The sequence below is a fragment of the Flavobacterium adiutor genome (genome assembly GCF_048282555.1).
In the GTDB taxonomy this organism is placed as follows: Bacteria; Bacteroidota; Bacteroidia; order Flavobacteriales; family Flavobacteriaceae; genus Flavobacterium.
Map to the genome: position 1 here is coordinate 5,093,235 of NZ_CP182487.1, position 22,751 is coordinate 5,115,985.

Consider the following 22,751-nt stretch of genomic DNA (forward strand, 5'->3'; position numbering starts at 1 on the left):
TAAAACTAATTACTTAACTCTCTCTTTAAAACTTGTAATCTGTTTGCAACAGAAGCGTTGTACTGCTGATCACCTATTCTTAAAATAAATCCTCCAATAATTGCCGGATCTACTATATTTTCAATCGTTATTTTTTTATCTGATAAAGTTGCAATTTTAGCTAAAACTTTAGCTTCTAAATCTGCGTCCATTGGGATTGCTGTCGTAACTTTTGCTACTTCTATTCCGTTGCCTTTATCAAATAATTTAGTATATTCTAATGCAATTGCATCCAGAATTTCAAATCTTTTGTTTTCGAATAATAAACGAAATAAACCTTTGGTTACATCATTTACATTTGCAAAAACTTCCAAAAGAGCACTTTCTTTAACTTCAACCCTTGTAGTTGGGTTTTGAATAAAATCACTCAATTCTGAATTTGTATCAATCGTCGAGGCGATTAATTTCATATCGTTATTAACAGCTTCGGCAACACCTTTAGAGTTTGCTAAGTCCAGAATTGCTTTTGCATAACGAATTGCTGCTCTTGTACTTGCCATAATATTAGTTTAGCTTTACGTCACCTAACATTTTCTCAACCAGTTTAGTTTGAGATTCTTTGTTAGATAATTCTTCTTTCAATAATTTTTCAGCAATGCTTAATGATAAGGTTGAAACCTGAGATTTCAATTCTGCCATTGCAGCATTTTTTTCACTTTCAATAGCCGCTTTAGCCTGCTCGATCATTTTTTGACCAGCCTCTTGTGCTTCGCTTTTAGAATCAGCAATCATTTTCTCTTTCATTTCGCGAGCTTCTTTTAGCATCGCATCACGTTCTGCACGAGCTTCATTTAGTATTCTTTGATTGTCAGCTTGTAAATTTTGCATTTCCTGTCTTGCATTTTCAGCAGAAAGCAATGCATCTTTTATCCCTTGCTCTCTTTGATTTACTGCATCAAGAATTGGTTTCCATGCGAATTTTTTCAACAAAAGAATTAATCCAACAAAAATGATTATTTGCCAGAAAAACAAACCGAACTCAAACTGATTTATTAACTTTTCCATTATATATGATTATAAATTTTAATTGATGTCTCTAAAATTGCATTTCTTAAAAACAATTTTTTAATGTTTTAATTTAAACAATAGTTACAACCAACCGTTGTAACTATTGCTTTTGTTTTAATTAAGCAGCGAATAACGCAGCAAAACCAATACCTTCAATAAGTGCAGCAGCGATAAGCATAGCTGTTTGGATTTTTCCTGAAGCTTCTGGCTGACGAGCGATAGCGTCCATTGCTGAACCACCGATTCTACCAATTCCTAATGCTGCTCCGATTACGATTAATCCTGCTCCAACGATATTTGGAATTTCCATAATATATAAATTAAAAATTAAACATTCAATTTTGATTTTTACATCCTGATGCGTTTAGATTTTAGATGATAATCTGAAATTCAAATTATAAAATCTAAAATTTAGTGATGAGCTTCCTCTTCGTGATGATGCTCTTCTACTGCTGAACCAAAATAAAGTGCAGACAGCATGGTAAAAATATAGGCTTGTAAAAATGCTACCAGAATTTCAAGTATAGAAAGTACGAATGACAATCCAAAAGACAGACTGCTTCCAATCCAGCTTTTAAAAATAAACATTAATCCAATGATACTCATTAAAACGATATGTCCAGCAAAGATATTAGCGTACAAACGAATCATTAACGAGAATGGTTTGATAAAAACACCTAATAATTCAATTGGTGCCAAAATAATTCTCATTGGTTTTGGCACTCCTGGCATCCAGAAAATATGACCCCAATAATTTTTATTTGCTGTAAGATTTGTAATTAAAAACGTAAGGATTGCTAAAGAAAAAGTAATTGTCAAATTACCGGTAGCATTTATCCCTAGTGGAGTTAATCCGAAAATATTTAAAAACAATACAAAGAAAAAGATTGTCAATAAATAACTCATGTATTTTTTATAGTGTTTCTCTCCAATGTTTGGAATAGCGACTTCGTCACGAATGTAAACTACCAATGGTTCGAAGATTCTTCCAACACCAGAAGCAATCCCTCCATTTTTAGCATATGATTTAGCTAAACTTGAAAATAACCAAAACATCAATAAAGCTGCTGCAAAAATAGAAACTACTGTTTTTGTAATTGAAAAATCTAAAGGACGAACATTTGTTGGATGACCTGTTTTCTCATCTTCAGTAATTGTTCCTTCAGCATCTGTTTTGTATATTTTACCATCATGATGATTAATTACATAATAGTTACCATTTGATTCTGCTACTGAATGTCCGTGATTAAATTTTGAAGAAGAAAAAACTTGAAGACCATTATCCCAAATAATTACAGGTAATGGAAAACCATAATATTTACCCGTTTCATCATCCTGAGTTAAAGTAAAATCATGTGAGTCTAAAACGTGGTGACCAATAAATGCTTTAATCTTAGATTTAACATCTGTCGGTTCTGCGTGATGTTCTTCTGAAACAGCTCCATGAGCTTCTTCAGTTTGAACATGCGCTGAGTCTTTTTCAATATTTGAAAAGCCCATTAGTGGAAGACAAGCTACTAAAGCTGCAAGAATAAATCTGAGTGGTTTGTTTGAAATCACCATATCGTGGAAAATCTTATTTTTACGTTTCTAAAATTTGGTGCAAAGGTACATTTTTTATTAATATTAAAAAGGATATAAAAAATTATTTTTGAACCTTATTATACAGAATTGCTGTTTTAAAGCTTTTTATTTAATAATCCGACAGTTAAAAGCGTCTGAAATAACAAAAACAAAATAAATGTTATAAAAAAGTTGCTTTTTTCAACAGTTACGTTATGAATTTTATCTGATAAAATCGGCTTCAATATTAAATAGGACAAAAGCATTTGAATAAAAGTTCCTAACATAAAAAACATTCCTATGCTGTCAAATTTGTCTTTTTTAAACTTTAATATGATAACTAGTAATATCGTCGCAAATAATGAAAAGATTAAATACAAAATTTCCAAGGTATAATGAAAATTATTATCGTTAACTTTTAAAAAATAAAAAACCGCCTTATGTATTATATAGGTAAAGAAGGTTAAAAAAAATAAATATAAAAGAGGTCTGTAATTTCTTAAAAGCATTTCAAAATAATTTTATGCAAAGATGCACTATTTATTTATAGCGAAATTACTTTGTTTTATTGATTTCGTTTACCTGGCGAATAACATTATATAATGCAATACCCACACCAACCATAACTAATATCTTATTGTAGTAGACTTTTGGACTTGGATGGTTTTCATCAAGCCACGTTCCTAAGTAAGAAAACAAAAAAATAATGACCCCCATTTGAAAAGGAATATTCATAAGAGCCAGCCATTTGTTTCTTTTATTGTTATTAGGTTCCTTTTCCATCTTCTAGCATTATTACCTGATTTGAATGAGCAAGCATTGTACAAGTTGCTGTAAAGTCAGCTCCGGGTTCAATAGACAATTTTCCAACTGCTACTTCTCCATGAATACGTGCAGTGGCTTTTATATTAAGAACTTCTAAGACTTTTAGTTTTCCCTGGAATTCTCCTTCGATGTCTGCATTATGACAAATGATTTCCCCTTTTATAACACCTGATGGTCCAATAACTAATTTTCCCTGTGAGGTAAAATTTCCAATTAATTCTCCATCCAGTCGAAAATCTGCTTTAGAAACTATATCACCTATAATAGAAGTTCCTTCAACAATTCTGTTGGTTTTTCCTAAAAGTTCTGTGCCGCTTTTTTTTGCTTTTTCAAACATAATTATGGAATTTTTGACGCTAAGTAAGTCTGAAGGTTTTTCTTCATCTGAACTATTTTGTAATTTTCACTTGAAATAATAATGAACGGATGTGAAATTTTATATTTTTCATCATCTCTCAAAACCCCTGCAACATCTCTGGCATAAGCTTCAGATTTTATACCGTGAATTGCAAAAAAGCTTTCAGTCCTGTTATATTTATCAAAAGAAGTGGTTAATCTTTCAAAATTTTCAATTAATAAAAAAACCTTAATCGCTTCTTCAATTTTTTTGGCTGTTTTAGTATCATTTTTATTTACCAAATATAAAATCTTCCAGCTTTTCCCGTCTGTTGTAAAATCAAGTTTTTCAAGTATTGGAATTTGCTTTTCTAAAATTTCACGTGCAGATTTGCCTTCTTCACTATTCGGGTAATTATCAGCTACCTCTTCCATGCTTTTTTTATAGGTCGCCAAACCATTCACTTTTCCTAATGTATTGGCTTTTAACAATTCAAATTTCGAAACAATCTCATCTCCGGAATATTGATTTATTAAATTGTCTATGTTGTCCAGCACTTCATCAAACTGTTCCTGTTGAAATAATTTATACCATTTTTCATATTCCTTTTCAGGTGATAAATTTGAGCCATTTTCAGGATTTGTATTGTTTAAAATTTGGGCATATCTCGAATTTGGGTAATTCGCAGTAATATCAGACTTTATCCTTTCAGCTCTTGCAGGATTTGTAATCTGGTAAATTTTATACAAATTGTACATCGATGGTAAAATCCATTTTTCTTCCGGATTATTACGAAGCAATTGCTCAAATTTACTGCTGGCCAAATCGTATTCCTTAAATTTTTCTTTGTAAATTAATCCTAACTGATAGTAGGCAAAATTTCGTTCTTTTCCAATACTATCCATGGCAACCTGAGTTGTGGGAAGTTGTTTTTCGTAAAAATCTGTTGTGTATTTTTCGATCACTATTAAATCTTTCAAAGCATTTATAGAATCGTATTTCATACTTATCGAATCTGTCAACGCTGTATTGTCATTTGACTTTGAAGCAGATAATCTCCAGTTTCCTTTTAATGCCCTGTTGCCCCACATTTTTTTGAACTGTAATTTTCCGTAAGCAACTGTTGATGGATTATAGAAATAAAAAGCACTAGCAGCATCATTTTCGGATGGCGGATTGAAAGCTCCGGGCATAGCTACAGGCGAATTATTTCCTGCTGACTGATGATTTACAGCTTCTGGTGTATTGTTAGAATTTGTATTTTGTTCAATATTTGCTAATCGTTCTTTTTCCTTTTCTTCTAAAATTCGTTTTGCTTCATCTTTCTTTTTTAATTCTGCAATATAATTTTCGAAATAGGTTCTTCTTTCGTCATCCGGTAAGGATTTGACTTTAATGATACTGTCATTTCGTTTTGCAATTCCTTCGTATTTGATAACGTTATCTAAGTTTTTTCGGTTTTTTTCGATAAAAGCAAATTCTCTCGTTTTCGGGTTTAATTTTACCAATGTACTATCATAATATTTGGCAGCCATTGTATAATCTGTAGCTTTAAAATACATATTTCCTATATTTCTGTACGTTGAAGCTACCAAATAAGAATCTTTAGATTTTCTGGCCAAGGATTTATTATAAAATTCCAGTGCATTTTCCTGCTGTCTCTTTTTATCATAAAAAACACCCATTTCAAAAAACAGGATGTCATAATAAGGTCTGTTCTCCCGATCATTAACCAGCTTATTATAGGTCTTTAAAAACAGGGTATCATTACCACTTTCATAATCAAACATTTGTGCTTTTTTTGCATAAGCCTGCATCATATATTTTCGGTCAGCCCTACGGTTCATGTCGATTACGCTGTTATAAAAATAAATGGCACTGTCTCTTTTTTCTGCTTCCTGATACATCTGACCCAGAATAAAACGATAACGGGCTCTGTCTTCGTTTATTCTTGAAAATTTTTCAGCCACCTTAAGTCTGGTAACGGCACTGTCTTTTTGTTCAAGATTTAAAAAAGCCTCCGCCAGTAAAGCATTTGCATCTGAAAATGTCTGTTTTTTTAAATCTGTATTTTTTAATAAAAGTTTGATGTTTTTTATCGCAATGGCGTCATTTCCTAAACGCATATTGGTTTTTTCACGCCAGATTTTAGCGGTATAAATATTACTGCTATTCGGATATTTGTATAAAATATAATTAAATGCTTCAAGGGCAGGAATGAAGCGCTGGTCATAATATCGTGCTTTTCCGAGCATTAGATAGGCCTCATCAATCTGGGTATTTTTCTCCCTCCCGCCAATATTCATTGAATGTTTCTGAATCGCTTTTGTTGCTTTAGTTTCGGCTAATTCAAAATCCGGATTTTTGGTTTTTTCTTTTTCAGAAAGATCATCATTGATTTGCATTTTTTCAATTGGAAGCATTTCCCAAAAATTATCCTGATCATTGCCTTTTATTGTTGCCAGTCCTTTGTCTAAAGCGATTCCGCCATTATACAAAATATTATACTTTGTACTTAAAGCATGAGAATTCCTGGCCAAAAAAGTGTCTCTTTTGGTAGAACAGGCTATCAAAAAAAATATAAAAACAAAAGGAAAACTATATTTGAGGGTATTCTTTTTCAATAGAAAAGAGTTTAAATCAATTAACTTCTAAAAAGGCATTTTAGTATAAGACTGGTAAAAATACGCTTCTTTTTGAAATATCGAAATTTAAACGGCAAAAAACGATTCCAGCTCCTGCAACGTCTCTTTTGAGGTTTGAATATCTTTTACAATTTCACCTTTGTTCAACGCTACAATTCTGTCGCAAACCTCAACAGTATGTTGTAAATCATGGCTGGAAACGAGAACGGTAATATTTGGATTGTCGGCCAGCTCTTTTATAATTTTTTTTAATCGGCTTACAGTTGTCGGATCTAAATTGGCAAAAGGCTCGTCCAGAATAATCACTTCAGGATTACCAATAAGTGTTGCTATAATGCCTACTTTCTTTTGATTTCCTTTTGATAGATCACGCAGGTATTTTTTGTTTTTAAGAATTTCTCCATTAAAAAATTCTTCGTACTGTGCCAATAGAGCATCTACATCAGCTTTATTCTGATTTCGCAAATCGCCGATAAAATAAAAATATTCTTCGGGAGTTAAATAACCAATCAGGAAACTCTCATCTAAAAAGGAACCTGTAAACGATTTCCAGTTTTCGCTTGTATTGACCTGAATATTATTACTTGTAATGTGCCCTGTAGAAGGCTGAATGAGGTCTAATAATAAACTAAAAAAAGTAGTTTTTCCTGCTCCGTTATTTCCCACTAATCCAAAACTTTGACCTTTTGGAATTTCAAGATTTTGTATGTTTAAAACTGTTGTTCCGTTATATATTTTTGAAAGCTGATTTACTTGTATCATGGCAATTTTAGATTTTTGAATTAAGATTTTATATTGTCAATTAAGGCTAATTATCTAATTGACAGATTTTCAAATTGACTAATTAGTTCTTCTGTTTGTAAGCTTGAATCGTGCTGTATTTCTCGATTTTGTATCTTTTTTCAATGATAGAAAAAACGGTATTTCTAAATACAAAACCTAAAACTCCGGCTCCTGCAACCAAGACAAGTCCTAATATTTTATCTCCGAAATGAAGTCCGATCCAATACAATAACAATGGGAGCAATAATTTTGGCAGCGTAAGCAACATAGCACTTATATTGAATGCTTTTTTATCACCAAAGGCACCACCGGCATTGCTTAAATCGATTGGCGTTTTGGTAAATGCGCCTCCAAGAAGTACCAAATGTGAGTTGACTCCAATATTGTAAACTGCACCGGCTACAATTGTCAGATAAATTTCCAATCCGTAAAAAAGATAGAATGATGCCAAAATAGTAGAAATAAACGTTGCAATAACAATGAGCCACCATTTTGAGGTAATGTATCCTCGATATGGAATATTCTGTGTCATCATTAATTGGTAATAAGAACTATCCCAGCTTGGTACAAACTGCCCAAAAACAAATAAAAATCCACCCGAAACAAATATTCCGGCAAAAATGTGCATAATAGCAGGCTGATGTGTATTTCCAAAAAAGATCAAACCATAAAACAAAAAGAGAATACTCATGAAAATGGTCGTTTTTGATCTTTTGTTTCTTTTGATGAGCTTGATATCATTTTTAAGAAATGTCCCTAAAGTTCCAAATTGATTTAACCAGACAAGATTTTCTGTAGTAGCAATATCTTCTTTTTTTGAAAGTCCGGCATCCAGAAATAAATTATTCTGAAAGTATCTGAATGTAAAAAAATACAACCCAATTAAAACCAAAACTGGGATTAAAAACAGTACTTTTGTTTCATAAAATCCCTGAAAAACAGGTCCTGAAAAGATAGTAATATCAAATAATTCATAATATTGTGCTGCTCCTAAAGCCAAGGTAATTGCTAGGAAAACAACAAATAATTTGTCAATATTATTCAAAATAATATTCAAAAAATTATTGATGTAAACTATCGAAAAAGCAGCTACAAGCCAAAAAAGAATGCTCACAACATCATAGCCTTCAATAATCAGTACTATAGAAAAAGGAACAAAAAAGAGCGCATGTGCCCAGTTAAAAAATGACACTGCTGTTTTACCCAGAGAAAAATGGACTATAGTAGGTTTATTAAAAGGCAGAACCAGTAATGGTTTGATATTTAAAACCGGAATGGCCTGCATCAGCAAACGAACAACTAAATCGAACAAAAAGTAATAAATTAAAAATTTGTTGATGGTTACCAAAGGTTCAAGATTCATTTTTTTGAGTATATAAAATGACCCTACTCCCATTCCGATAAAAATGATGGAAAAATAGACCATTAAAAAACCTATCAAAATTTTCATTGCCAGATTTGCACCAAATGATGCTGATCTGGTAAAGGCCTTCCATTCGAGATAAATAAACTTTTTAATCATGGTTGTTTGGTTTTCAGTTTTGTAGTAAGAGATCAAATTTAGCGAAACGTTACAAAAAAAGTTAAAAAAAATAATTTAGTACCTTTGAATTAACTGCTGTTTGCTACTTTTGCATAAAATATCATATCATGCCTTCATTCTTAAAACTCATAATTAAAGAGGTAAAACGCGAAACTAAAGATGCTGTTTCCATCCTTTTTAATGTTCCCGAAGAACTAAAACCGGACTATCAATTTATTGCCGGACAATATATAAACCTAAAATTAACCCTTGACAATCAGGAAATTCGTCGTGCTTATTCTATCTGTTCTGCACCAGACAGTGGTGATTTAAGAATTGCCGTAAAGGCAGTTAAAAATGGGGTTTTCTCGCAATTTGCCAACACCAAATTAAAAGCAGGCGATGTTCTTGAAGTGGGACAGCCAGAAGGAAAATTTACGTTTGAACCAGATCCTGAAAGACAAAAAAACTACGCAGCTTTTGTTGCCGGAAGCGGAATTACTCCTGTACTTTCTATCATAAAATCGGTTTTAAAAAGTGAACCAAAAAGTTCATTTGTTTTAGTTTACGGAAATAAAACTCCGGAAGAAACTATTTTTCATCAGGAACTTCACGATTTACAATTGCAATACGTAGGACGCTTATTTGTACATTATGTATTTAGCCAGGCTAAAGCCGAAAATGCTTTGTTTGGAAGAATCGATAAATCGGCGGTAAATTTTGTGCTGAACAACAAGCACAAGGAATTACAATTTGATAAATTCTATTTGTGCGGACCGGAAGAAATGATCAATACGGTTTCCGGAATTTTAAAAGAAAAGAACGTAAAAGACTCCGCTATTAAGTTTGAACTTTTTACCTCTTCTTCGCAGGAAAATGAAATCAAAACTTCTCTGGAAGGACATACGAAAATCACTGTTTTGGTTGATGATGACGAAGTTACTTTTGAAATGTCTCAAAAACAAACCATTCTGGATGCGGCCTTAAAACAGGGGATCGATGCTCCATATTCCTGCCAGGGCGGAATTTGCAGCAGCTGTCTTTGCCGTATAACACAGGGTAGTGCCGAAATGACAAAAAACTCAATCTTAACGGATAAAGAAATTGCTGATGGTTTGGTACTTAGCTGTCAGGCACATCCAACTTCTGAAACTATTTATGTGGATTTTGATGATGTATAATTGTTAAAATTCCAAACTGGAAAAAATTTAATATTAAATTCCAAATTCTAACGTTACAATGGTTCGTTTGAATTTGGAATTTTTATTTGATTCTATTTTCTAAAGTAGAATTTCAATTTAAAAATATCAAAAATGGCATTAATATTTTTGAAAATTTTTAAAATATATCCCTAGAATTTAGTAAATTAGTAGAATCTACAAGACTGATACATTTTTTATCTTTGATGATAGATTTTGTAAGCCTTCATTTAATTGTCACATTTTTATAACATTAAATATCATGGCCACGCATCATTATCTTCGACTAACTTTTATTTTACTTTTTGTTGTAACTTCTTTAGTTTGTATTTACTTCATAATTAAAAAAAGGAAAGAAAAAAAAGCTCCTAAACTACTTTCACCAGAAAAATATAATTCTTCAATTATTGGAGGAATGAAAGAAATAACAGCTTCTGATAGTTTTTTCAATATTTGGCCGTATGTAAGTGAATTAAAAGCGGCTAAAATTTTATCTAAAAAGATAAAAGAATCTGAACTGGTGCATAAAGTTTACAGAAATTCAACTGAAGATTTTGAGCACATTTTACTGGCTACAGAAAAAGAAAATCATTTTGTAGAAATTGTTGTCGATAAAAACAAAAAGAAAGTATTGGGATATCTTTTTCTAAGTTTATAATGAAAAATTTTAGCTAAAGCTGAAATTCTACTAAACCACTATGGACTTGAAATCATAGATCTAGTTGAGAAATCACTTCTTCTGGAGAAATCGTTCCCATTGCATTTTCATAACCTTCTACAATTTTGTTTCCATAAACCGAAGTAGGCAATTTTGGATACCGCTTTCGATCTGCAGTTAAGGCGTTATCTAAACTTTGGTTGAATGGTAAAAATCCGGCGTACGGATGTGTTGCCCCCCATAGCGTAACTACTTTTACGCCCAGCATGGCAGCAATATGGGCATTTCCGGAATCCATAGAAAGCATGACATTCAGATTACTTATCAATTGTAATTCCTGTTGAAATTTAATTTTTCCTGCTACGTTTATCACATTTTCAAATGGTTTTGAAAGTGAATCTAAAATCTCAATTTCCTTCTTTCCGCCTCCAAAAAGTAATATGGTCTGATCTTTATTTTCGGCTAATTTTGAAATTACTTCCTGCATTAAATCCAGCGGATAAACTTTAGAATCGTATTGGGCAAAAGGAGCAATTCCTATTAATTTTTGATAATTCCCGCCAATTAAATCTGTAATTTCAGCGCTTAAAATAGCCTTTTCAGGAAACTCAGGATTTGATAAATCTAAGGGAAAACCCAGTTCTTCAAATACTTTTTTGTGCCTTTCAAACATCGTTGGCAATTGTTTGAAGATCTTGTTTTCAGCACGGGTTAACTGTTTTTTTCCTTCACGGCCTTTATCAACGGTTGCTCTTTTTTTTCCGCTTAAAGCGAAAAGTAAACTCACGACCTTAGATCGTAAAACATTATGAAGATCTGCAAAGGCATCAATTTGAAGTTTTTTCAAATCCCTGAATAATCTCAAAAGTCCAGGAAATCCTTTGTGTCTCTCTTTTTCATCAAAAGGAAAAAAATCGAGATTCTGAATTCCTTCAAAAAAAGGTTTAAAAAAGGGACGTGAAACAACGGTTACTTTTATCGTAGGATATTGTTTTACAAAAGCGCGTAAAACAGGAACCGTCATGGCGACATCTCCCATTGCGGATAGTCTCATGACGGCTATATGTTTAATTTGGGTGGACAATTTTTCTTAGTTTAAAATTAAAAAGTGGTGGAATATTCTAAAAAAGTGTGGTTTTTTGGCCATTCTTTGGCCATTTCATTTTTTTAAAAAACCTTAATATCAGCCTATTAGAGGAGGTTTATTAACAAAAAAGCGTAGTTTTTAACAATTTAGCTCTTTTTTCTTGGTCCTTTTTTGGCCATTTCATTTTCTTTGCTTTGTTTTTTAATCATCTCTTTCATTCCAATATTAATAGCTTCTGAAATTACTTCTATCCTTTTAATGTAATCATCACTCAGTTTATAAGTTGGAGCAGATTCTCCTTGTTGTTCAAGTGTTTGATTTAAAACTAGTTTATCCACCCTAGATCTCACTTGCTTTCTTGATAATTTATCTTCAAAAAGACCTACAAAATCTTTCATTTTTGCTTTACCTTCCTTAGATAGAAACTGTAAAATTGTATTTAATACTTGAGCATCATCAATTTCTTGAAGATTATAATATTTAGCTTTCTCATCTGTAAACTCATAATAATCCTTAGATAAAATATAAAAGATTGCATTTGTTTTTCCTCGTTTTTCAATTAGTTTTTTCTGTAAAAGCTGATCTACTTGTTCCGAATCTAATTCACTTTTCTGAATCCCGTTTTTAATTTTATTTAAAGTAACTATTTCAAGTACTGAAAGTTTATCATTTGCTGCGAGCTCTTTTTGTATAGAATCAATAAATAAAGCAAATGCCCTATCTTCTATTATAGCAGATAATTTAAGACTTACTTGAAAATTATCTGATTTCGAATAATCTGGTTCTGCTTTTCCCTCTGAAAGAGTATTATAATATATTTTATCAACACCTTGTCCTGAACGTTCAACGATTCCTGTTTTTTGTAAAATATCAGCTAATAATCTATTTCTAGGAGTGCTTGGAATCTTTATTAAATTTTCTAAAGTTACTCCAGCTGGAAAACCTCCAGCATTGATTACATCAAGTCTTTGAGGAAACTGTTTAATTACGATTTCAGAAGTTCTCCTATAGTCACGATGTGATATTGCATTATTAATAGATTCACGAATTACTTCTTCATTAAAATAAGGAATATTGAAAATATAAGCTCCATCTTGAATAGGAAAACTTCCATTTCTTAAATTAATGGTTTTCCACAATTCATCTATTAAGATAAAAAAAGGATCTACAAATTCTATCCTATTATCAAAAGGAATTTGGCTTTCGGAATTTCTATATTCCAACATCACTTTTGTTTGTGGTAATCTTTCTTGAAGGATTTCTTTTTTTGCTAAAAGAATTAAAGCTGCATTGGTTAATTTACCATTTTTTAAAAGTTCTAGATCAGAAAGAATCTGCTCGTTGGGTAATAACTTAAACTGTGGATTGTTTTGTTTTATTGAATATTTTTCTTTCAATAAATTTATAGCCTTCTCATCTAAATCAGAAATTTGTAAGCCTTCACATATTTGTTGGGAAAAATCAGGTTCTTGTTCTTGAATGATTTTTAAATAAAACTCATCTGACATTGGCTTCAATTCCTCGCCAACTCTCATTAAAGCAACATCTTCAAATTTAAAGACCTTTCCTGCTGGTCTACACGGAATTTCTATTACTAAGACTCTTTTAGAATCTTCATAAAGCTCATATATTTTTGGACGAATTCCAGTATCAGTATATATTTTAGATTCAAGTTCACCTATTGAACCCAAACTCTGCTGAGTACCAACTACTTTATGGGGGTAATTATCAGTCATTCCAATAACCAAATATCCTCCACCTTCATTACATAAAGCGGTAACATATCCTAAAATACATCTTCTTCTATCACTAGGTTTAGGTTTATAACCACCATCGTAGGATATGTTACCTCCTTCTCCCTTTTTGAATTCAACTTTGTCTTCTGACTCTTTGAGTTTTTTTAATATTTCAATTGTTATCATAGACAAAATAATAATCTAAAAATTTTATTTTTTATTTTGATATAAAACCGGATTTAGTTCATCGTCGTTGTACATTTTCATTTGTTTGTACACTTTCATAAATTTTTCTCCATTTTCGATATCCGTCAATAATTCTTCAATTGCTGTAGACAAATCTGTTCTTTGCTCTAAAAGAATATTTAGTTTTTCCTGACATTTATCTCTGTGCTCCTGAGTAGCTTCAGCACGTGTAGCTTCTTCATACATGTGATAAATTTTTAATGCCAAAATTGATAATCTGTCAAATGCCCAGGCAGGGCTTTCAGAATTAATTTTTGCTCCATCTTTAGCTTTTATATGACTGTATTTCTGTAAAAAGTAACTATCGATATATTCTACCATATCAGTTCTTTCCTGATTTGAAGCATCAATTTTTCTTTTTAAAGTTAAAGCTGCTACAGGATCAATTTGCGGATCACGGATAATATCTTCATAATGCCATTGAACAGTATCAATCCAGTTTTTCAAATACAATAAATGCTCGAATTTATCCTTTGGAAAAGGATTGTTTATTGGTTGGTCAACACTATCAAACTCATGATAATCTTTGATGCTTTGTTCGAAAACTGAATATGCTAATTTTGAAAACATGTATTTATTTTTTAGAGTTACAAAGATACTTTTTATACTTTTATAGTTAGATAAAAAACCTTTAATTTTTCATTTCAAGTCATAAGCATTGATAATTCTAAAAATTTATTATGAAAATCCATTATATCTCTGAAAATAACAGCATACTAAATCACTTTTTAGGACAAATCAGAAACGTAACTATTCAGAATGATAGTATGCGTTTTCGAAGAAATATAGAACGGATTGGTGAAATTATGGCGTATGAACTGAGCAAAGTTTTACCTTATAAAAATGTTGAAATTCAAACTCCGCTTGGTATAAAAAAAACAACTGAAATCGAAACTGATTTGGTTTTATGTCCCATTTTAAGAGCCGGATTACCGCTTCATAACGGTTTTTTAAATTATTTTGACCATGCAGAAAACAGCTTTGTTTCGGCCAGCAGGCATCACCCGAATAATGATGATGAGTTTGAAATTTTAGTTGAATATCAGGCAATTTCCAACCTAAACGATAAAACAGTTTTACTTCTTGATCCAATGCTGGCAACTGGCCAGTCTATAGTCGCAGTTCATAAAAAATTAGTTGAGAATGCTATTCCAAAGGAAATTCATATTGCAGTTGTTATTGCTGCACCAGAAGGAGTTGACTACCTTGAAAAAAATCTGCCTGAGAACTGTCATTTATGGATTGCTGCCCTGGACGAAAAATTAAACGAGAAAAATTATATTGTTCCCGGTCTTGGCGATGCCGGTGATCTTGCTTACGGAAACAAATTATAGCTGAGAGAAAAACGTAAACAAACTGCAGCAGATAAGGACATAGAATGTAATTTCCCTATTTAGTTTTTGCTGCATATATTCAACACTACTCGATGCCATAATGGTCAAAGGAGTAATACTAAACAACAATAAATCATTGCTTTTGTCTGGCGAAAGAATGAAAACAAATATCGCTATAAAAAAACAGGCAACCACTTTTTTGTATGAAGTATGGACAATCTGCGGTCTGTTTGACAAGGTTGATAGTATTGAAACCACAAAAAATAAAACTACTGCAACATAAATTGAGAATGCCCCATTTTCATAATTATTTTTAAAATAATCAATCCTTAAATCGATAAATGCCCTGTCCTGAATAAATTTTATAGCATCAAAATTGAAAATCAAGGATACCGTTAAAAACAATAAAGCAACTGCAAAAAAGGCAATAAAAGGTAAAACCCAATTTCTATAATCCCTAGAAACGTGAAAAATAATGGATATAAAAACCAAAATCAGGAAAAGAATACACCAAAACTGAAATAACGAAGCCACTAAAATCCAAAAAGAAGCATCGAATATTTTTTCTTTTGAAGCCTTTAAAGATTGTAAAGAAATTAATCTGCGAAGTGCCAGCAACAGAAAAAAATTAGCATAAATGACATTTGCGTTATGGAATATCGTTGGGAAAAATAATAGCAGCAGTAAATAGAATAATATCGCATATCCGTTATCTTTACTGAGTCCATTTTTTTTAACAATGAAATTTATCAGAAAAAAAGAAGCCAGTACAAAACAGAATAAACTTATTTTCTGAAACACTAAAAAATAAGAACTCATCCATGATGGTTCCTGAATTTGATACATAAAAAAGAAAACCAGTATTAAAATTACAACCAAAGAATAATTTAATGGTGTAGATTTTTTAAAAACACTTGTTATCATAAGGATATTTTATACTTTTGTGATTGTAAAGATACTACTTGTTTAAAATGAAAAACCGAACGAGTGGAAAAAAGATTGAATAAATCTAATTTTATCTGCAAGACATTACACAACAATAAATAACATATAATTTTTAAAATTATGACAGCTTTTTTCGAAGGAATTCAATACTTATTCGTTAACATTTTGTTTGCTCCTCTTGACTTTTTACGTCGTTTGGAATTAATTACATGGTTTGGTGCAAACACTATTAACTGGATTTTTATGATCATCTGTGCATGCGCAATCGTTTATTGGATTAAACAATTACGTATTTTTGATGATGCGGGAACAGAAAACCAGGATACAACAGCTCATTCATTTTTAAAATAAAACCAAACCCTTTAATTAAAAAGGGTCTGTTAATTATTTTTAGATTAAATCAAAACCGATATCTTTTCTAAAATACATCTTATCAAAGCTTAGTTTATCTATGTTTTGGTAAGATTTTTTTATGGCCTCCTGAAAATTATCTCCGTAAGATGTTATTGCAATTACACGTCCTCCATTAGTAACGACATTTTCTCCATCTAATTTTGTTCCTGCGTGAAAAACAATTGAATCTTGGATACTCTCTAGTCCGGAAATTACTTTTCCTTTTTCGAAATCTTCAGGATATCCGCCAGAAACTACCATTACAGTTGTGGCACTTCTTGGATCAACCTCTAAATTAAAGTCTCCTAATTTCTGATCTGCAACAGATAAAAATAATTCAACTAAGTCAGATTTTAATCTCGGAACCACAACTTCAGTTTCAGGATCTCCCATTCTAACGTTGTACTCAATAACAATTGGTTCGTTTTTCACGTTAATTAAACCAATGAAAACAAAACCTTTATATTCGATTCCGTCTTTTTGGAAACCTTCTATTGTTGGTTTTACGATACGAGTTTCTATTTTTTCCATTAAAACGGCATCTACGTAAGGAACTGGAGAAACTGCTCCCATTCCACCTGTGTTTAAACCGGTATCTCCTTCTCCAATTCTTTTGTAATCTTTTGCAGTTGGAAGAATTTTATAGCTTTTTCCATCTGTTAAAACGAAACAGCTTAATTCAATTCCGTCCAAAAATTCTTCAATAACTACTTTCGAACTTGCTGTACCGAATTTTGCATGAACCAGCATGTTTCTCAATTCAGTCTTAGCTTCTTCAAGGTTCTGAATAATCAAAACGCCTTTTCCTGCTGCTAATCCGTCTGCTTTCAAAACGTAAGGCGGCTGCAATGTTTCCAGAAATTTACATCCCTCTTCAACCGTTTCTGCTGTAAAACTGTCATAAGCTGCAGTTGGAATGTTGTGTTTCATCAGGAATTCTTTTGCGAATTCTTTGCTTCCTTCTAATTGTGCCCCAAGTTTTGATGGTCCAATAACTGGAATATGTCTTAAACTTTCATCATTTTTAAAATAATCGTAAATACCTTTTACCAATGGATCTTCAGGTCCTACAACTACTAAACTTATATTTTCTTTAAGTACTAAGGCTTTTACTGCTTCAAAATCTGTTGCAGATATTGCTACGTTTTCAGCAATTGCAGCAGTTCCTGCGTTTCCAGGTACTACAAAAAGTTTTTCGCAAAGCGGACTCTGTGTCATTTTCCATGCAAATGCATGCTCTCTTCCGCCTGATCCCAATAATAAAATTGTCATGGTCTAGTTGTATTTAGTTGTGGTGCAAAAATAATTGCTTTTGAACGTAAAAAATAATTAAATCTTTAAAAAGTTGTTGGTTCTGCACTGTTAGTAATTCGTAAACATTATTTTTGACGAAAATTATTCCGATAAATGATTCGCCTTTTTGACATTTCACTTCAGTTAAATGGTTTTCCGATAAAGGAAGCCAAAACCGAATTGGATAAAATTGTTCATTTTTCTGATGAGGAGTTTGCCGTTTTTCTTCAAAATAAAAAAAAAGAAATTGTTGATTTTCATCTAAAAAACAACTCTTTTTACAAGGAATTAGCTGGAAATACAACTGCTGAAAACTGGGAAAATCTTCCTGTTTTAAACAAACAAAATCTACAAAAACCTCTGGAAGAAAGAATTTCAAAAAGCTATTCTAAAAAATCCGTTTACCTCAATAAGACGTCTGGATCCAGCGGAACTCCTTTTGTTTTTGCCAAAGATAAATATTCCCACGCCTTAACCTGGGCTTCCAATATGATGCGTTTCGGCTGGTTCGGTATCGATTTTAATCATTCGTATCAGGCACGTTTTTATGGCATTCCGATGGATTTTATTGGATATCACAAAGAACGTTTCAAAGATTTTTTAACACACCGTTATCGCTTTCCTGTTTTTGATTTATCTGATAATGTTTTGGAAAAATTTCTAAAAAAATTCAGAAGAAAAAAATTCGATTATATTAACGGTTATACGAGTTCTATTGTACTGTTTGCCAAATTTTTAGAACAAAAAAATATTGTTTTAAATGAAATATGTCCAACTTTGAAAGCCTGTTTTGTTACTTCTGAAATGCTTTTCGAAATGGATAAAAAGTTATTGGAAAAACAATTTGGTATTCCGATTATCAGCGAATATGGTGCTTCTGAACTTGATTTGATTGCTTTTGAAAATCCGCAGGGAAAATGGCAGGTAAATGCTGAAACACTTTTTGTCGAAATCTTAGACGAAAACAATAATCCTGTTCCACATGGAACAGAAGGTAAAATTGTAATTACCTCTTTATTCAATAAAGCAAATCCTTTTATTCGATATGAAATTGGTGATATTGGAATTCTGGACGAAAAAAGCACCCCACAAAAACCAATTCTGAAAAAACTGATTGGAAGAACCAATGATGTTGCCATTTTGCCAAGTGGTAAAAAATCGCCTGGCCTGACATTTTATTATGTAACCAAAAGCATTATTGAAGATGATGGAAATGTTAAAGAATTCATTATCAAACAAACCAAATTAGACACCTTTGAAGTAGAGTATGTTTCTGAAAAAGAATTAGTTTCAGAACAAATTCAAAAAATAAAAGAAGCAATTGATTTGTATTTAGAACCAAATCTAAATTTCACTTTCACAAGAAAAACAGTTTTAGAAAGAACTAATCGCGGTAAACTAAAACAGTTTAAATCTTTTTTATAATATAAATAAAATCTTACATTTGTTTTTTTAATTAAAAACTTATGAACGATCATTCTGTACTTTCTGAGGAAACAATTTCTAATAAAATATATTTTATTCGCGGACAAAAAGTGATGCTTGATTTTGATTTAGCTTTGCTCTACGAAGTTGAAACCAAAAGATTAAATGAACAAGTAAAAAGGAATTTAAATCGATTTCCCGAAGATTTTATGTTTCAACTGACTGAAAATGAATATAATTCTTCAAGGTCGCAATTTGCGACCTTGAAGAATGGAAGAGGTTCTAACTTAAAATATCTTCCTTATGCTTTTACAGAACATGGCGTTTTAATGCTATCAAGCGTCCTAAAAAGCGACAAAGCAATCCAAACCAATATCCAAATTATGAGGATATTTACGAAAGTTAGACAAATGCTTTTGGATACAACTGAAATTAAAGTCGATATACTTCAGATTCAAAAGAAGTTAGAGAATCATGATAAAAATATAGAATTGGTATTTTCTTATTTGGATGAATTAACTGAGAAAAAAGAAAATGACAAGGAAAGAGTAAAAATTGGATATAAAAAATAATACTTCAAAGTCAGTTTGCGATAGGTTGATTTAAATCTTCTTTATATATTGTTGTTTTACAATCAACTGTGTATACAAAAACCGAATCATTAGCAAAACCGAAAACACAAAATTATGCCCGTGAAATTCTCTGTAAACATCAAAATTGTGTTTAATGAGTTTGAATTTAGAAGAAGAAACAGATTCTTTTCTGATTCTGTAAAAAGCCAAAGGTTCCGGAACTGGTTTGGCTATTTGAATCTCTTTCAAAATGGTCAGCCAAATTCTCCAGTCTTGTCTTTTTTGAGAAGTTTCCAGAATAATTTTCCCGAAATAATCTGCATCGTAAATGGCTGTTAAATTACCTACATAATTGCAGAAAAATAATTGTTTATAAGTCAGCGGATTGGGTGATTCTACCCTTCTTTTCAAATCATTTCCTTCTTCGTCTATAGAATCATAAAAACTAAAAGTAAAATGCAAATTATTCGTTTTTAAAAACTGAATCTGCTTTTCTAATTTCTTGGAAAACCATACATCATCGGCATCCAAATAAGCAATATATTTTCCGGTTGCTTTTTCTAAAGCGGCATTTCTCGCAAAACCGTTTCCCCGATTTTCCGGTAATTTGAAGAGTTTTATCCGGTTGTCCTGCTTGGCAAATTCCTCAATTATGGCAACCGTATTATCTGTTGAAGCGTCATCTGCCAGAATCATTTCCCAGTTTTGATAACTTTGATTTACAACTGACAGCAAGGTTTCCCGAATGTATTTTTCGGCATTATATGTGGGTGTTATGATAGAAACAAACTCACTCATCAATATGCTTTTTCATCACCTTTAATAATATGGTAAATCGTAATTATAATAATTTTCAAATCTAATAAGATTGACCAGTTTTCGATATAAAAAATATCATATTTTACACGATTTATAATATCATAATCGGTTTCAATTTCGCCACGAAAACCTTTTACCTGAGCTAAACCGGTAATACCCGGTTTTATAAAATGGCGTACCATAAATTTATCTACTTTAAGTATATATTCCTTATTATAGCTTACTATGTGCGGTCTTGGTCCGACTACTGACATTTCTCCAATCAAAACATTAAAAAACTGAGGCAGCTCATCAATACTGGTTTTTCGAATAAACCTACCAATTTTTGTAACTCTTGGATCGTTTTTAGAAACCTGATTTGAATAATCATTATTACTCATTTTCATAGAACGGAACTTGTAACAATCAAATTCTTTGTTGTTAAGTCCATTTCGTTTTTGTCTGATTAAAACAGGTCCTTTTGACTCAAGTTTTATTAAAATTCCTAAAACTGGCAACACCCAGGAAAGAAATCCGATAATGATAATTATTGAAAAAACAACATCAAAAGTTCGTTTCATCATCTTGTACAAATGCTCATCCAGTTTAATACTTCTAAGAGCAATTACAGGTATGTAATCGTAATATTCTAAAATGAAATTTCTAAAAAATATCTGATTGTCATCTGGAATAAATTTCAATGTTTTCAGATTACTGTCTGCAAAGTCTATAATTTCGTTTATTTGATCTTGTGACAAACCTATAATCGAACAATACATTTCATCCATGTTTTTATTAAGGACAAATTCGAACATTTGTTCAATATGATTCGTTTTTACTTTTTCAAATTCAAAAACATGAATTAGTTCATATCCATAATCCGGATTCTCAGTAAAGAAATGTTTTAAAGGAGAAATACTTTTTTTGTTTCCTAAAAGAACAACCCGTCTATGATTTCCTCCAAACACAACTCTGTAAGTCTGCAGAAAGTAGTAGATTGAAAACTTGATGAATAAGATAAGAATAAAAATAAACCATAAATAAAACAACAAGGTTTTAAAACTGGTATGTTTTGCATAAAAGAAGGCCAGGGCAAAAACTACAAAACCGAATAAGCTGGCTTGCTTTAAAGCACAATTTAAAATTGTTATCACTTTAGTATAACGATATACTTCGTAAAACCCTAATTGCGAAGCAATACCGATCCAGCCAATATTTAGTACGGCTAAAAATAAAAACTGATCTACAGGAAAATGCGCAATATAAGCTGCAAAAAAATTGATAATAATCAAATCAATCAAATAAGAGAACGGACGGATATAGCCTGAATATTTTCCTGTTTTTGTCCGCATTTATTTTATATAATTTGAAAAATCTTTATGCTCTTCTTTTAAAAGTTCTTCTTTTGAAAGTGATTTAAAATAATCATACGTAATTTTCATTCCTTCGGCTCGGCTTACTTTAGCTTCCCAGCCTAATAATTCTTTTGCTTTTGAAGTATCCGGCTGGCGCTGCAAAGGATCGTTTATAGGTAATGGATGATACACTACTTTTTGGCTGGTTCCGGTAAGCTTAATAATTTCTTCCGCAAAATCTTTGATGGTGATTTCATCGGGATTTCCAATATTAACCGGATACACATAATCTGAATGTAACAATCTGTAAATTCCTTCTACCTGATCGTCAACATAACAAAAAGAACGTGTCTGCATTCCGTCCCCAAAAATAGTCAAATCTTCTCCGCGAATTGCCTGCCCTATAAAAGCAGGAATTACACGTCCGTCATTTAGTCGCATTCTTGGTCCGTACGTATTAAAAATACGTACAATTCTGGTTTCTACACGATGAAAAGTATGGTACGCCATGGTTATAGATTCCTGAAAGCGTTTGGCTTCATCATAAACTCCTCTTGGTCCAATCGTATTTACATTTCCATAATATTCTTCTGTCTGCGGATGAACCAGAGGATCTCCATATACCTCTGAAGTAGAAGCTATTAAAATTCTTGCCCTTTTTACACGTGCCAATCCTAATAAATTATGGGTTCCTAATGATCCTACTTTTAAAGTCTGAATTGGAATTTTTAAATAATCAATTGGGCTAGCCGGTGAAGCAAAATGTAAAATATAATCTAATTCGCCAGAAATGTGAACAAATTTTGTAATGTCATGATGATAAAATTCAAAGTGCTCTAATTTGAACAAATGTTCAATATTTTTAAGATCGCCCGTAATCAGATTATCCATTCCAATAACATAATAACCTTCCTTGATAAATCTGTCGCATAAATGTGATCCTAAAAATCCTGCTGCACCTGTAATAAGTATTCTTTTCATATTAATT

Annotated in this window: 23 protein-coding genes; 6 read left to right on the top strand and 17 right to left on the bottom strand. The window is 31.7% G+C overall.

All coding sequences use genetic code 11. From position 1 onward, the window contains the following. Positions 1 to 5: 5 nt before the first annotated feature. The 9 genes from atpH to ACNC7R_RS21725 form a co-directional block, all read right to left on the bottom strand. Entirely contained in the window at positions 6 to 539 is a 534-nt protein-coding gene (gene atpH, locus ACNC7R_RS21685) for an ATP synthase F1 subunit delta (RefSeq protein WP_417943080.1), read from the bottom strand. A 4-nt stretch (positions 540 to 543) separates the two neighbouring features. Next, a complete protein-coding gene (locus tag ACNC7R_RS21690; RefSeq protein WP_417943081.1) occupies positions 544 to 1,044 on the bottom strand; it encodes a F0F1 ATP synthase subunit B in 501 nt (166 codons plus the stop codon). A gap of 121 nt (positions 1,045 to 1,165) precedes the next feature. After that, positions 1,166 to 1,357, bottom strand: coding sequence for an ATP synthase F0 subunit C (gene atpE / locus ACNC7R_RS21695; RefSeq protein WP_163396160.1), 192 nt, complete (start codon positions 1,355 to 1,357; stop codon positions 1,166 to 1,168). Positions 1,358 to 1,458: 101 nt separating this feature from the next. Further along, positions 1,459 to 2,610: a F0F1 ATP synthase subunit A gene (gene atpB, locus ACNC7R_RS21700; protein ID WP_417943082.1), complete on the bottom strand. Its 1,152-nt coding sequence runs from the start codon at positions 2,608 to 2,610 to the stop codon at positions 1,459 to 1,461. Positions 2,611 to 3,165: 555 nt separating this feature from the next. After that, positions 3,166 to 3,393 (bottom strand): AtpZ/AtpI family protein, encoded by a 228-nt coding sequence (locus tag ACNC7R_RS21705; RefSeq protein ID WP_417943083.1) that lies wholly within the window; start codon positions 3,391 to 3,393, stop codon positions 3,166 to 3,168. Further along, positions 3,377 to 3,772 (bottom strand): bactofilin family protein, encoded by a 396-nt coding sequence (locus tag ACNC7R_RS21710; protein ID WP_417943084.1) that lies wholly within the window; start codon positions 3,770 to 3,772, stop codon positions 3,377 to 3,379. Before ACNC7R_RS21710 ends, ACNC7R_RS21705 begins: the two co-directional genes overlap by 17 nt. A gap of 2 nt (positions 3,773 to 3,774) precedes the next feature. Beyond that, complete coding sequence (locus ACNC7R_RS21715) at positions 3,775 to 6,396, bottom strand: tetratricopeptide repeat protein (protein WP_417943085.1); 2,622 nt, start codon at positions 6,394 to 6,396, stop codon at positions 3,775 to 3,777. 87 nt (positions 6,397 to 6,483) lie between these two features. Continuing rightward, complete coding sequence (locus tag ACNC7R_RS21720; RefSeq protein ID WP_417943086.1) at positions 6,484 to 7,179, bottom strand: ABC transporter ATP-binding protein; 696 nt, start codon at positions 7,177 to 7,179, stop codon at positions 6,484 to 6,486. An 82-nt stretch (positions 7,180 to 7,261) separates the two neighbouring features. Beyond that, a complete protein-coding gene (locus ACNC7R_RS21725) occupies positions 7,262 to 8,722 on the bottom strand; it encodes a DUF5687 family protein (RefSeq protein WP_417943087.1) in 1,461 nt (486 codons plus the stop codon). Positions 8,723 to 8,850: 128 nt separating this feature from the next. Between ACNC7R_RS21725 and ACNC7R_RS21730 the strand changes: the two genes are divergently transcribed. Next, the gene (locus ACNC7R_RS21730) at positions 8,851 to 9,903 is read left to right on the top strand and encodes a 2Fe-2S iron-sulfur cluster-binding protein (RefSeq protein ID WP_417943088.1); all 1,053 of its coding nucleotides are present in this window, start codon (positions 8,851 to 8,853) and stop codon (positions 9,901 to 9,903) included. Positions 9,904 to 10,183: 280 nt separating this feature from the next. Further along, positions 10,184 to 10,579: a hypothetical protein gene (locus ACNC7R_RS21735; protein ID WP_417943089.1), complete on the top strand. Its 396-nt coding sequence runs from the start codon at positions 10,184 to 10,186 to the stop codon at positions 10,577 to 10,579. Positions 10,580 to 10,631: 52 nt separating this feature from the next. On the opposite strand, the gene ACNC7R_RS21740 is transcribed toward ACNC7R_RS21735, so the two are convergent. The 3 genes from ACNC7R_RS21740 to ACNC7R_RS21750 all read right to left on the bottom strand — a co-directional run bounded on the left by ACNC7R_RS21740 (position 10,632) and on the right by ACNC7R_RS21750 (position 14,218). Next, positions 10,632 to 11,633 carry a glycosyltransferase family 9 protein gene (locus ACNC7R_RS21740; protein ID WP_417943090.1) on the bottom strand — a complete coding sequence of 334 codons (1,002 nt, stop codon included), beginning with the start codon at positions 11,631 to 11,633 and terminating at the stop codon, positions 10,632 to 10,634. A gap of 179 nt (positions 11,634 to 11,812) precedes the next feature. Further along, a complete protein-coding gene (locus ACNC7R_RS21745; protein WP_417943091.1) occupies positions 11,813 to 13,588 on the bottom strand; it encodes an ATP-binding protein in 1,776 nt (591 codons plus the stop codon). Positions 13,589 to 13,612: 24 nt separating this feature from the next. After that, positions 13,613 to 14,218, bottom strand: coding sequence for a DUF4254 domain-containing protein (locus ACNC7R_RS21750; RefSeq protein WP_417943092.1), 606 nt, complete (start codon positions 14,216 to 14,218; stop codon positions 13,613 to 13,615). Positions 14,219 to 14,328: 110 nt separating this feature from the next. On the opposite strand from ACNC7R_RS21750, the gene upp reads away from it, so the two are divergent. Further along, positions 14,329 to 14,982 carry a uracil phosphoribosyltransferase gene (gene upp / locus ACNC7R_RS21755; protein ID WP_417943093.1) on the top strand — a complete coding sequence of 218 codons (654 nt, stop codon included), beginning with the start codon at positions 14,329 to 14,331 and terminating at the stop codon, positions 14,980 to 14,982. On the opposite strand, the gene ACNC7R_RS21760 is transcribed toward upp, so the two are convergent. Next, positions 14,977 to 15,906, bottom strand: coding sequence for a DUF6427 family protein (locus ACNC7R_RS21760; RefSeq protein WP_417943094.1), 930 nt, complete (start codon positions 15,904 to 15,906; stop codon positions 14,977 to 14,979). The genes upp and ACNC7R_RS21760 overlap by 6 nt on opposite strands. Before the next feature lie 141 nt (positions 15,907 to 16,047). Between ACNC7R_RS21760 and ACNC7R_RS21765 the strand changes: the two genes are divergently transcribed. Then, positions 16,048 to 16,278, top strand: coding sequence for a DUF6341 family protein (locus ACNC7R_RS21765; protein WP_029271378.1), 231 nt, complete (start codon positions 16,048 to 16,050; stop codon positions 16,276 to 16,278). Between the two features lie 39 nt (positions 16,279 to 16,317). On the opposite strand, the gene purD is transcribed toward ACNC7R_RS21765, so the two are convergent. Continuing rightward, entirely contained in the window at positions 16,318 to 17,592 is a 1,275-nt protein-coding gene (purD, locus tag ACNC7R_RS21770; protein ID WP_417943095.1) for a phosphoribosylamine--glycine ligase, read from the bottom strand. Positions 17,593 to 17,727: 135 nt separating this feature from the next. Between purD and ACNC7R_RS21775 the strand changes: the two genes are divergently transcribed. Continuing rightward, positions 17,728 to 19,038 (top strand): phenylacetate--CoA ligase family protein, encoded by a 1,311-nt coding sequence (locus ACNC7R_RS21775; protein WP_417943096.1) that lies wholly within the window; start codon positions 17,728 to 17,730, stop codon positions 19,036 to 19,038. 41 nt (positions 19,039 to 19,079) lie between these two features. After that, entirely contained in the window at positions 19,080 to 19,610 is a 531-nt protein-coding gene (locus ACNC7R_RS21780; RefSeq protein ID WP_417943097.1) for an ORF6N domain-containing protein, read from the top strand. Between the two features lie 30 nt (positions 19,611 to 19,640). On the opposite strand, the gene ACNC7R_RS21785 is transcribed toward ACNC7R_RS21780, so the two are convergent. From ACNC7R_RS21785 to ACNC7R_RS21795, 3 genes are read right to left on the bottom strand one after another with little or no spacing between them, the layout of a single operon-like run. Beyond that, on the bottom strand, positions 19,641 to 20,408 hold the full coding sequence (locus tag ACNC7R_RS21785; protein WP_417943098.1) for a glycosyltransferase family 2 protein: 768 nt from the start codon (positions 20,406 to 20,408) through the stop codon (positions 19,641 to 19,643). After that, positions 20,408 to 21,760: an exopolysaccharide biosynthesis polyprenyl glycosylphosphotransferase gene (locus ACNC7R_RS21790; RefSeq protein ID WP_417943099.1), complete on the bottom strand. Its 1,353-nt coding sequence runs from the start codon at positions 21,758 to 21,760 to the stop codon at positions 20,408 to 20,410. Before ACNC7R_RS21790 ends, ACNC7R_RS21785 begins: the two co-directional genes overlap by 1 nt. Continuing rightward, on the bottom strand, positions 21,761 to 22,744 hold the full coding sequence (locus ACNC7R_RS21795) for a UDP-glucuronic acid decarboxylase family protein (RefSeq protein WP_417943100.1): 984 nt from the start codon (positions 22,742 to 22,744) through the stop codon (positions 21,761 to 21,763). Positions 22,745 to 22,751: the final 7 nt, after the last annotated feature.